The organism is Pseudomonas sp. YeP6b (assembly GCF_025642995.1).
Lineage (GTDB): Bacteria > Pseudomonadota > Gammaproteobacteria > Pseudomonadales > Pseudomonadaceae > Aquipseudomonas.
Genome location: NZ_CP080090.1, coordinates 471,012 through 483,057, shown reverse-complemented (window position 1 = coordinate 483,057; position 12,046 = coordinate 471,012). Strand labels below are relative to the sequence as shown.

At 49.7% G+C, this 12,046-nt stretch carries 8 protein-coding genes and 1 pseudogene; 3 read left to right on the top strand and 6 right to left on the bottom strand.

Going from position 1 to position 12,046, the window contains the following annotated elements; translation table 11 throughout:
• Positions 1 to 16 precede the first annotated feature (16 nt).
• Positions 17 to 745, bottom strand: a complete 729-nt coding sequence (locus KZH41_RS02145; protein WP_263274290.1) for a restriction endonuclease — start codon at positions 743 to 745, stop codon at positions 17 to 19.
• Between the two features lie 75 nt (positions 746 to 820).
• Positions 821 to 1,144: a helix-turn-helix domain-containing protein gene (locus tag KZH41_RS02140; protein WP_263274289.1), complete on the bottom strand. Its 324-nt coding sequence runs from the start codon at positions 1,142 to 1,144 to the stop codon at positions 821 to 823.
• A 432-nt stretch (positions 1,145 to 1,576) separates the two neighbouring features.
• Here KZH41_RS02140 and KZH41_RS02135 point away from each other — a divergent pair.
• Together KZH41_RS02135 and KZH41_RS02130 are read left to right on the top strand one after the other, a co-directional pair.
• Positions 1,577 to 3,166, top strand: a pseudogene (locus KZH41_RS02135) (DUF927 domain-containing protein); the annotation flags it as partial.
• 99 nt (positions 3,167 to 3,265) lie between these two features.
• Positions 3,266 to 4,108, top strand: coding sequence for a chromosome segregation protein SMC (locus KZH41_RS02130; protein ID WP_263274288.1), 843 nt, complete (start codon positions 3,266 to 3,268; stop codon positions 4,106 to 4,108).
• A 337-nt stretch (positions 4,109 to 4,445) separates the two neighbouring features.
• On the opposite strand, the gene KZH41_RS02125 is transcribed toward KZH41_RS02130, so the two are convergent.
• From KZH41_RS02125 to KZH41_RS02110, 4 genes are all read right to left on the bottom strand, one after another.
• Positions 4,446 to 6,701, bottom strand: a complete 2,256-nt coding sequence (locus KZH41_RS02125; protein ID WP_263274287.1) for a restriction endonuclease — start codon at positions 6,699 to 6,701, stop codon at positions 4,446 to 4,448.
• Between the two features lie 350 nt (positions 6,702 to 7,051).
• A complete protein-coding gene (locus KZH41_RS02120; protein WP_263274286.1) occupies positions 7,052 to 8,950 on the bottom strand; it encodes an AAA family ATPase in 1,899 nt (632 codons plus the stop codon).
• 5 nt (positions 8,951 to 8,955) lie between these two features.
• Positions 8,956 to 9,180 (bottom strand): hypothetical protein, encoded by a 225-nt coding sequence (locus KZH41_RS02115; RefSeq protein WP_263274285.1) that lies wholly within the window; start codon positions 9,178 to 9,180, stop codon positions 8,956 to 8,958.
• Positions 9,181 to 9,736: 556 nt separating this feature from the next.
• Positions 9,737 to 10,129, bottom strand: a complete 393-nt coding sequence (locus KZH41_RS02110; protein WP_263274284.1) for a hypothetical protein — start codon at positions 10,127 to 10,129, stop codon at positions 9,737 to 9,739.
• A gap of 405 nt (positions 10,130 to 10,534) precedes the next feature.
• On the opposite strand from KZH41_RS02110, the gene KZH41_RS02105 reads away from it, so the two are divergent.
• On the top strand, positions 10,535 to 11,515 hold the full coding sequence (locus KZH41_RS02105) for a hypothetical protein (RefSeq protein ID WP_263274283.1): 981 nt from the start codon (positions 10,535 to 10,537) through the stop codon (positions 11,513 to 11,515).
• Positions 11,516 to 12,046 lie beyond the last annotated feature (531 nt).

Sequence of the window (12,046 nt, the reverse complement as noted above, 5' to 3'; positions counted from 1 at the left end):
AACGACTCGTTTGGTCTCAGCGTCGGTTGCGTCGTAGTGTTCGATCAGTGCGCGGACCACATGGTCCATTGTCCACATCGCCAGCGGTATGGAGTCGCGGTCGGCTTCGTATTGAGGCGTCCTTGGTGAAACCACCAGCACTGACGTACAGCCCGCGATCATCCTTGTGGCGGCCACCAAGAAAGCTGCGTACTTCTTGGTTGCCCATCTGCCCCTTACGGTGCTTGACCTCCACCACGATCCGCGGATGCTCGAAACCAAAGCCGTCGGGCGAGACAACGATGTCCTTGCCACGGTCTGAGCCAGGTGGAGAGACTTGAGTCTTGTAGCCCATGGCGCGAAGGATGCCAGCGACCAGTTGCTGCATGTCGTCCCAGTCCAGTTCGTTGACCCGGTCCTTGATACGTTCCAGTGCCTGCGATTCAATATCGGCGAGTGGCTCGGCGATGACTTTCTCGGCTTCATCTTCCACTGCTCGCGCTGGTTTACCCTTCAGCGCGGCCAGCACTTCGGCTGCAGCATTGGACGGCACCTCGAACAGGGTCAAGGTCGAACCCAGGCTGTTTTTGGTGCTAGTGCCCAAGTTGTCGCGCGTCAGTTCCTGCCCTTGCCACTGCACCTTGCGCACTAGCGACATGCCTTGCTCGCCCCACTCGGGATGGTGCTCGACCGGACCGGAGACCTTGCCAATTGAGTACAGACGATTAGTGGGCGAATAGGTGACGACCCAATCGCCATCCTGCATATCATTGACGAACCCCCAGACTTGAGATGCGCCCGAGATAACCTGGCCATCGTGTTCCCTCTCATGTTCATGCCATCATTCCAACACGACCAAGAACTCGATCGCCAGTACAGTCGGTTGGACATCCCGGACATGGCGTTGCAGCGAGACCAGACCGTAACCCGCCATCAGACGCAAGGTGCGTGACAGATTCGGGACCTTACGGCCGCTGAGTTCAGCCAGCTCCGTTAGTGACTTCGGATGCTTCTCATGGATTAAGCGCAACAAACGTCGGTTGTCGTCTGAAAGCACAGCAGCAAGCGACGCCAACGAACTGAACCAAATCTGCGGCGTCTCGTTCCCCGGTCGATGATGGTCTGCGCCATCTGGTCGATGAATACCAACGATGCACCGCTTCATGTTCAGTCCCTAGATGTATTTTGGTCGAATATATCAGTATGTGATAATCATCGTCGAGTTCAAGTCCCATACCTCCCTTGCTACCGCATGACAGTGGCAACCTCCCAATGCCACAAATTTGCCACACTCGCCCCGCTAACCGGGGCGAAAACCCGCTAACCCCAGCTAACACAACCCGTTGATTTCCTAGCTAATCCCCGCTAACGTGTTGATTCTAAACGTCGACTTTTAGGACTCCGAAGGCAGGGGTCGTGGGTTCGAATCCCGCCGGGTGCACCAGATACAGATGAAAAAGCCCCAGGTCGAAAGGCCTGGGGCTTTTTTGTGGGCGTTCGGTTTGAAGTGTCCGGATTTGCGGATGGCCGTCTTTCTCTGGAGATCTTGGGCTCCAAGGCGACAGCCGCTTCGGATCCAAGCTAACTATCTCGCTCACTACTGCGTGCTCGCGACGACAAGGGCCACAACTGGCGTTATTGGTCGAGTTCGATGATACGTAAGGCGCCAAAAATCGCTGGAACATTCCGAATCGAATCATGACCGGTGATTTCGGCAAGGACGTACTCAGTCCGTTGGAGACATGAGCTCTGCGCTTTGCCGAAAGCCAATCAGGACGCAAGCCCCGTACCGACTTGCAGAGCTATCTCAGCAGGTTCGTCAGTGCCCAGCGCGCACGTTTGGTAATGCGCCTGGGCTGGCAAGACTGTGCTCAGCTCACACCAATCAGCGAAGCGGGCTCTCTGCAGCAATGGCAGCAGAAAATCGGCGCCCTGTGCGTTGGCACACCACCGTTTAGCGTTTGTGGTCTCTGTGACCTTTGCAGCGCCTCTGTTCAACCTGCTTGAACATGAGTTAAGCGGCTTCCACCTCTACGGCGACAGCTCCGGCGGCAAGACCACTCACTTGCAAGTCGCAGCCTCGGTTTATGGTGGGCCCCGTCTGGTGCGCTCGTGGCGCTCCACGGATAACGCCCTGGAGTCCATCGCCGCCGCACACTCAGACGGTCTCCTGGTACTGGATGAAATCGGCATGTGCGACCCGCGCATTATTGGCGAGACGGTGTACATGCTCGGCAACGGCACCGGCAAGGCCCGGGCGAATGATCGAGGACAAGCGGGCCGACAGGTGCAGGAGTGGCGCTTGCTGTTTCTCTCGACGGGCGAGAAGACGTTGGCGCAGCACATGGCGGATGCAAACAAGGAGCTGAAAGCGGCCATGGAGGTGCGCATGCTTGCGGTACCAGCAGATGCCAGCAAGGGCCTAGGCATGTTCGATGTGCTGAACGGTTTTGAGGACGCTGCCGCCCTCTCCGATGCGCTCAAGGCCCGTGTAGCCAAATACTACGGCACGCCCCTCACCGCCTTTCTGCACGCACTGTGTGCGCCTGGGGAAATGCTCAGGTGGTCGGTGATCGTTCGTCGCACGGTGGAGCAGTTCATCACCCAAAACCTGCCCGCGTCGGCCAGTGGTCAGGCGCAACGTGCCGCCCTTCGCTTCGGCTTAGCCGCCGCCGCTGGCGAGTTGGCCACCGCATTCGGCGTCACCGGCTGGCCGGACGGCACAGCCACGATCGCTGCGCGGGTGTGCCTGCATGCGTGGCTAGCCGAGCGTGGCGGCGCCGGTAACTTCGAGGGCGATGCAATTTTGGCGCGTTTACGCCAGGTCATCGAGCGATTTGGAGAAAGCCGCTTTACCCGTTGGGAATCTGCCGCCGCCAAGATCGATGAGCACGGCCCACGCACGATTGATCGGTTGGGCTTTCGCAAGACCCTGGAACACGGCATGGGCGACGCCCTGCACACCACCAACACCTACTACGTGCTGCCGGAAGCCTGGAGGGCGGAAATCTTCAAAGGCATGAACATCAGCGCGGTCAACAAGGAGCTGCTGCAACGGGGCGTGCTTGAGCCGGGAAGTGACGGCAAGGCGTACAGCTTGATTCGTCTGCCTGGGTTAGGCCCTCAACGCTGCTATGTGGTGAAGACGGTTCCTGGAACGGATGAAAGCGAGGCCAAGGCCGCTTGACGGCATGCCTGCTAATAGAGGCAGCGCCGGCTCATTCCCGGCCTCGCCAGCCCTTCGACAACCATCCCTTATCAACCGCAGCACCCAGAGACAATACAGATGAACACTATCCAAGAACTGAAAGACCGCCGCGACAAACTGACCCTCGAAATGGAGAGCATTCGGCTCAACCTGGCGCCCTTTGAAGCGGCACTGGAAAGTCCAGAGGTTATCCAGCAGGGCCGTCAACGGGCTGTGCAGGATGAAATCAACGATCACAAAAGACGCATCGACTCGCGAGATCTTGAGATCCGAACCCTGAACCAAAAGGTTGATCGCCTTGAGGCACTGGCGAACCGTGAGAGCTTGGCTGCGGGCTACATCAGCGCGATGGCGACTTGGAAAGCCGACGAGATGGAACTCAACGAAAAGCGCAACAGTATCGAGACTCGGTTGCAGCAGGTCCGCCAAAGCGATCAGGAAGACATGGCAAAGGCTCGACAAGCTGAAACGGACGCAGCTACCGCTTATGCACAGGCCGTGGCTTGGGGCGATGTAGAGGGAGAGAAAGCCGCTAACGCGGAAGCTCAAAAGGCAGCAAAAAACCTTACTGCTGCGGTTGAGCACCACCGCCGCCAACAACTGCTCATCACGGCGCTGGAGCAGGAGCTCGTGACGATTGACCTGCACATCACGGAGGCACAAAAAGAACACGCCAAGATCGAGAACAATGCAGCGCATCTCGCGAACACCGTGCAGGAAGAAAAGTGGAACGAGGCCGCGAAAGCGTTGCTGGAAGCCGGCGGTAAGTTGTGCGCTGCACGAAGACTAATTAATCGAGATCCGGTTGCGCTGCTGAAGCTGGAAATCCCAGAACAGGGCGAGCGCTTCGGAAGCTGGACCTATCGAGAACTTGTGGATCGCTCACACCAACACAGCCTGATTGACCTGTTAGCCGCTTAACCCAAACCTTCCCCGAAGCAACCTGCAAGGACAGGTTGCTTCAGGTGTTCGCTATTCGATCCATTTTGAGTAAGCATCGAAAATTATCAAGAGGAAAAGTGAGTAAAAGCTCAAGGTAGACTGATGTGCGCTCAAGCATAGACCGCTTTGACTAAAGTCCTAGAACTGACCAAGGCACTGGACGAAACCATGCCCCCTTATTAAACACACATCTGTCGCTGTACATATCGTAAATATTTTTTGCGACAGCCGAGGCTGGGGGCGGATCTCGCCCCATCAATCACGACCTACATGAACTGTGAACCAGTAGTCATCAATAAAAATCTTCCAACTTTAGTCAGTTTCGGGAAAACAAATCGTCAATTTCGTCATTTGATCGTTCTGGCCATGAGGTGACCCGATCGCCACGAGAATAGTTTTCATACTCATAGTCGCCCCCATAGAAAAAATCATCTACCTTTTTATCAAGGTTAAACGACCCGAAAACAGTTTCCACCACAGTAGAGACGGCACTTGCGCCTAACTCATCAGCTCGCTCACCAATCAACTCTTTGAAATTAGCATAAGCCTGGCCGGCACTATCACACTCATCAAAAACTTGGTCATCAGGAAATTCGTCATTTATCTCTGAAATCAAATGATCTGACACAACCTCATCATAGCTCTCGGTCAGTGCGTTATTTCCAGCTAACCGCAAGCACTGAACGATTTGCCCTAACTGAATTAGCTCATCATTCGAAGGACTAGAGGCACAAGCTTCTGCAACAAAAACCTCTACTTTCCTTAGATCAGAAACATCGTTTTCTGTTGCCCATAAAATTAGCGTGGCAGAAGCGAGAAAGGAAGACCCACACTCAGAGCTTGAAACAAACTCAACAGCTTTTATTAGTTCATGATCTAAAACACTAAAATCCAATCCAAATTCAGCCCGTGCAGCACACAATTGAGCAACATATTCAGCTTCGACTCCGAGAAACCTCATCCCTTGAAGTCTATTAAATATATATCCCACCACCTCGGTGGCAATCTCCAGGGTAATAAATTTGTTGTTTTTCATATCCTTTAGAGCATTTAGTGATGGTATAGTCAAAAGACTATCAAAGCACGCGCGCAAAGCGGGAGTATTACCGGAATACCGGTGAAGAATAAAATCACCCAATGATGGATTGAATAAGCGAAGATAAGGTTTTGTGCCACCAATTAAGAATCGCGTAAGCATTGAACCAGTCAGATGGCGAATATTCAGCAAAAAATCCTTCTTTCCGGTTAGGCTGCCAATCCCTGGAGCACATATGTATCTCGCAAATGCTTCAGCAAGATCTTCTTGAGAGATAAAGCGTCCGTTGAGTGCTACCAAAAATACTAGCGCACGGCCACAATCATCTAACTGAGCTTCAAATGGATGCTCCCACACTTTAGTTGGATTATTTAAAAGGCCTTGAGTATGACTCCAATATCCATCCGGGGTCACACCATCTAAGCGCTGCTCATCAGTAATAAAGCGAATCAGTCGAGGATTGAAATTGGCGTGGTCTATTATCTTTCGATAACGCTTATGCTCGTATAGTTCCTCTATGAACTCCTGACCCAAGCCAGAGTGCCAAATATGATTATAAAGTATGCGAGCCTTATCGATACCTAACAGCGACTGAAGAGTTATTTCGAACTCTGTTCGATCTATATTAGCGTTTTCAAACACATCATTAAGAATCTTACCCTGATTCAAAATAGTGGTTCTTGAGGTCAAAATAAAACGCTTCGATTTATTTTTGCCAATACGCTTCATGAATTGTACTATCTGAGCACCCTCATGACCAGAAAGCGCCTCTAAGTAATTTCGACCAAGAAAATCATCAAAGTAAAAAATCTGTTTGGAATCTGGATCGAATATACTTTCAGCCTCTCTTACATCATTTGAGATACAAGCAAGAGAAAAACCTTCACACACGTAATGTAAAATTAATTGCTCAGCAAGTGTAGTTTTCCCGATACTCGCAGGACCGGTAATAATTACAACACCCATTGATTCGAGTTTTGTAATGGCCGCCCCATGATTGACCGTAGGTACATATATTTTCGAATCCGCTAATATCTCCTCAAATGCAAAAACGCTCCTATCCAACATCGGCTTATCAAAAAGATAGCGGAGGACATTTGCACTCGACATCCAAAGCTTATAATGTCTTCCTTCAACTTCCGGGTGTTTAGCCAGCAAGTCGTTCAAGTCTTCACGACCAAGAATGTCATTTGGACTAAGAACAAACGGAGAAAGCATCTCCATTAGATTCTTCTTATCATTTCGCGAAAGAGCATGTGAAACTGCAAGAAAATAACGCTCTGGCGCAAGTTTACGGACTTTGGGAGTTTCGTTTTCTTCGACGTGCTTCACAAGCCTTTCGACCGGGGTTGATACCCAGTGCTTACACTGCAGTATCCACTCACTACCGTCTGGCTTAAAGTAGCGGCCATCAACCCCACCATCCCGTCCCGATTTAAACCGCTCAAAATGCACGCCTTCCCGCGCGCTTAGTAAATCGGAGCAGAAAACTTCAAATTCCTTGTCGTTCAGCCTTGAGAAGTCGTACTCGTTCACAGGAAGCTCCGCAATTCGCATAAGGATAAAACAATGATAACCATTGATCGTGAGTATACCGGCTGCGCGACGTGTATTTCTTGAGCCGCTTTAGTCAAAAATCTAACTTTGTTGCCCAGAGGTACGCGCGCGCTCATTTGCTCAATCTACTCCTGCCTCCAGTACTCCACCCCACTATAAGTAAAGATATCTTAGCGAGTGAATCCGTGTTGATTTGGGGTGGAAACCTGCCGCTGCTGGCCGACAGCGACAGACAAATGAAATTCACGTGATAGAAAAGCGCAACTTACATTCTATTTGCTAATGCATAGGCTCACTTCCTATCATCTCGATGCAAGGACCGCAAAAAATCACTGAATTTCGTGGATTGCTTTGTCGCATTCATCAATGACGTATTGCGGCACCATTTGGTAGGATCTTGGATTTAGCTGATAAATGTAATCATTTTCTATATGAAATGATTGATTAATAAACTTTGCAATGACATTCGAAGCAGCTATCACTTTCTCATCAAATATCATACGATATATATGCAGCTTCTCATAGTTACTATTCGTATTTAAGTAAAGCTTCTTCATCTCTGCATCTACGCTGCTCAACGCATACAACTCGTCATAATCAAAATCAATTATATGTTCCACTATTACAGCCGTTCCCGAAGCAAACTCCTCATCAGTAAGGTCGCGCAGTACAAGCTCCACCAATCCTTCTTGCAACTCATGCTTTTCATAAAGTTGTGGTCGTTTTCGCTTATGGAGAACACTAGACAATACGTCGAATGCCCGATCCTTCCTATTGATCACCTCAAAATATCTTCGTAAGTAAATTACTTTATGAAGTGGGTGAATTTGGTCTGCAAGATTGGAAGTATTGATTTCAACAAAAGTCTGAATATCCCTCCTCTCAATCGCCTTTTCAATCAACTGCCCCTGTTTGTTTTCTAAGAACCAGGCATTGAGCGACTCAAATCTATTTCGGTGATGATGAATCAGATCAACGATTGGTTCGAAGTCGTGAGTTAGCATTAGAACAGTTTTCCCACTCAGCGAAGAATTACCCTTGGAGAAAAGCATTTCCATAATTGCATATTTCTTATTTTTATCAAATGAAGAGATCGGGTCATCGAGGATAATTAAGTCTGCCTTATGCTTCAGAGCCTGAAACATAAAAAGAACTAACGCAAATGCATTACGCTCACCGAAACTCAATCGACTTTTAACTTCCGTCACCTCTCCTTGGACGTCATTCGGCTCGAGTTTCAAGCGATACTCTCCATTATTTTCCTCCTTCAAAAATACGTGATAATTATATCCGGCATTTCTCAGGAACTGATTGATTTTTTCACCATGCTCCTCAATCAACTTTTTTATCAACTGCTTTTGCTTGGCAACTTTCCCTTGCAAATTACCAGCGACCTTCTCCAGCTTTTCTAATTCCTTATTAACAATATCTGCCTTAGCCTGGGTCGAATCCGAGTTCAAGAAAGGGTAGTTATTCAGATCAATGAACTGATTCTTTATTTCATTGAGGACTTTATCGACTTCTCTGAAGGACGAAAAACCAAGTGATCGGGCAGCATTAAAACGGTCTCTCAAACGACCAATCTGCTCTTTTATGTCGAGTAAATAATTGGACTCGTCTTCGGTATAACCCTCAATCTTTGAAATAAATCCTGAGATTCTTTTCCTCGCATCTTCGGAAAAGTATTGTTCGAGGTGCTGAAAGGCCATAACAATTTTATTAAGGCTCTCGATTGCTTTGGGTTTATAGACGTCAGAAACCTTCTTAATGATTTCTTTTTTCGCGGTAGCATCTGTAGAGCAATATGGGCAGTCACTACTTAGATCCATGAATGGTGCCCCCTGGTGTTGCCAACTAACCCATTTATAATTATTTTCATCTTGGATAAAGCTTTTGAAGGGTTCTAAACCTTCCGGAATATTAGCAACATTATTGCCCCCTTTAAAAGCTTGAGACATGGCACTTGATGCGTGAATTCCTTGCTTTACTTCTTTTCCGAACGCAGAAATAATCTCGTCAAAATCTCTTAACAACCCCGAGATCTCCTCATCTCCGTTCAAGGCATTTTTCATTTGTGAGGTTAAGCCCTCAATTTCGTGTATTCCTTTTTCGTAATCATCACCACGAATGAAAATATCGAAACTACCTTTAATCAGCTCATCAGCCTGAAAAGCGACCTCATTAATATATTTTTCATCGAAAACTAAAATATTGTGAATATCCTCCACACCCTCTACACTCGACTCGACTCGACCTTCTTATCTTCTTTTAACTTGTAGGGCCGAAGCTGAACTAGCTCCTTTGTTTTATTCTTAGAATCATTTACTGCAGCCACAATAGCCTTTGCAATAGTACTCTTCCCTGTTCCATTGATTGCATGCTTAATATTAAGTGAATTCTCTTTTATCTCTATCTCACCCAGTTCGATATTATTGCAGTTCTGGATAACCACCTTCATGTGCCGCCTCCTTTTCTCGTTATTTTTATTGAACAACTGTTCAGCCATACTTCTCTTTAGATAATTTAACGCGCTTACTACTCCAAAATGATCCTACGCTTTAAAATTTAAGCGCAAATGGAGGATGGGCTTATTTAGCATAGTACAGTCGCCTGCACACCAGCAGGTGTTTGTATGTCATGAGGTTTTAGAAAAGCCAAAAGCGCTGTCGTCTTCCCAGGATTTGCACTCTGAAAGATTAACGGACGGTGAGCTTGAACTTTCCCTTCACCGCCAAACTACTAAAATGCTAGCTCATACCTTTCCAGAAGAAGGTCAGGAGGTATGGTTTTTGGCAAAAAAACCACGGATAATCATTGGCTTGCGTGATTTTTTGTCTACGAAATAATACCCTCCGAGTCCAATAGCGACAGCCAGAATCAAATCTCTTAACGACGCATACTTACAACCGCTCTGCTGCTTTGCGGGCTTGCTCTTCATCGTACTCTTGCAGCCAGTTCTGACCATCGTCTAGCGTAATAGAAGCCATGCGTTTCGCGGCATCCAGGCTTTCTTGTCACCGAGGAAACGGTGGGCTATAGCCTTCTTTATGTACCAGGTTAACCCTCCACCGGCCCTGAGTTTGTGGAGCAAGGGTGATGGTGAAGTCTTCAAGCTGAGTGGTGTAAGAACCGTTCCCCAACTGCTTCCAGTCAGCGTCTGCGTACGTGCGGAGCAAACGCCGCTGAAAACGCACAGCCTGCCGCATCAGTGCTATTAACTCGCCAGAGGGCTTGATGTGCCCTTCGAGTGCCCGGTTAATTCCGCGTAAAATAGTCGCAGGAGTGCGGTAGTCACTTAGAGAACGCATGCGATCCATTAGGCCTGCCGGTGTCCAGCGCAGCTCAGCTAAGGCGGCCTGCAGATCCTTTGCCAGATCTTCAGCACTGCGGTTGTAGGGGATAATCACCTAGTCTTCATCAATCATTTTTTTGGCCTGTCATAGCTATAGTGAAAATATGTCACCATAACTATGACGCTTATGGGGGGGGGTTGGCTGAGCTATATCTCGATATAGATTTTCCTATCCGAAAACCCGTAAAGCATTCTTCTGCAAATGACGTGGACTGAGGCGCGTTGGAAAATGAGTCGGCTATCTGCTTGCACTGGGGCCGGGAATTTCTACGACAAGGCTGCTGCAAGATCGGCCGGCGAGGTTGAAGACCACGCGCTCATTGGATCAACAGGTCGTGTCGTGCTAGCGGATACTGGATATACTCGGCAGTCAATGGCCCTGGCGGCCCGGTCTCTCAAAATCGGGGACTTGAGGGTGCCAGCGGCACGACCTATCAAGTGCGTAGCCGTATGTGGTGACATGATTACTCAACCCCAAACCGACACTCCTACAGTCAGCGACCAAGAACAGTGGGTCGAGCGTGACGGGGTCCGCATGCCTGTATCTGAAGCCCTGGAGTTGGCCGATCGCATTTTTCGGGGCGGCCAGTACCAGGCATCTCTTGGAGAGACCTTTAGCGATCAACGCTCGTTTGAGGAAGGAACTGCAGGCTATAGCGATTACAAGGCAGGCTTTGAGGCCCCCTACAATCAGGCGGACTGGTCAGTGGAACTGACAGGCGATCACAAGGATCTCGAGGCATTCGCTCATGCAGGAAGCACGTCAGACTATTTCCGCATCTGGGGCGGGGTCGATGACTGGCATGACTGCCCGAACGACCGTTACTACTTCAACACGCTGTATTTCGAGGGCCTGCGGGATGAGGAAGTTATCTGGCAGTTGACGTACGAGCTCTTGGGGATATTTAACAGCACAACCGAGTTTTTCAGCCTCGACGCGTGGAAACAATCTGTTCGGACAATCCGCTACCGGGACAGCCCGATTTCTCTCCGGCCGAAGGCTAACGTGTTGAGGCCCATCGGACGCCCCCCACGGATGTCACACCGTAAGTGGCGGAAGCATCTTGCAGATGCCTCATTGGTTTCGCCGCGCCTTGTTCTCGTGATCCTCGCGACCGAAAAGGAAGACATCTACATGATGCTCAAGTACTTCTCCGGGACGGGGAGCTGGTCGACCTACTACAAGATCATGGAAACCATGGAGACCCTAGCCAGGCAGAAGGGCTTCAGTGTTCCCGTAGCGAAGACAGCCAAGTCACGCTTCACAAACAATGCTAACAACTTCGACGTTGTCGGCTACGACGCTCGCCATGGGTTGATGCCGAAAGGCAAAGACAATACCGTAGAGCAGATGACGCTCGAGGAAGGGCATGCCTTCATTACCGGCTTTTGCAAGTCGTACCTCAACCTAGCATACCCAGAGTTCTTCAATTTCCGCTAAACCTGCCTGTATTCACAACGGCCGGATTCGTCGAAACTGGCCTTGAACTCCACACGATCGCGGTCCCAAGGCCAATATTGGTCACAAGTTGCTAGGATAAAGTCCGATCGCAGGTAGAGACTGGGAGGTAGAGGCGCCGATGACCGCCTCGCCGGTAGTCAAGGCAGGTTGGTTGAGCCCCGATCTCGACTTTACCTGTGATCATCATCACTCTCTGCCCTCAAGCGCCCAGCGAAAGTACGCAGGCTAAATTGTCTCCTTCGCACGTCGTGGTTGGTGGCAAAGTCCTTACCAGCGAGCTTCACCGAATGCGCCGCGTTGACCTTCCTCGCGTTCCCCGCTAGCAGCTATGGGTCGATTTCAGCCCTTCTCGACCGGCGGCTAATGTTAGGTAGCGGCCCTTCTGAGCGAAAGGCTCTAGTCCGATGACAGTCGCCTCCATCATCGCAAACGGCTCCTCGCAGAACATAATTGACGTAACACCTATTCGCCATGTAACACGTCTATCGGCAAACCAAACACAGCTGTGTA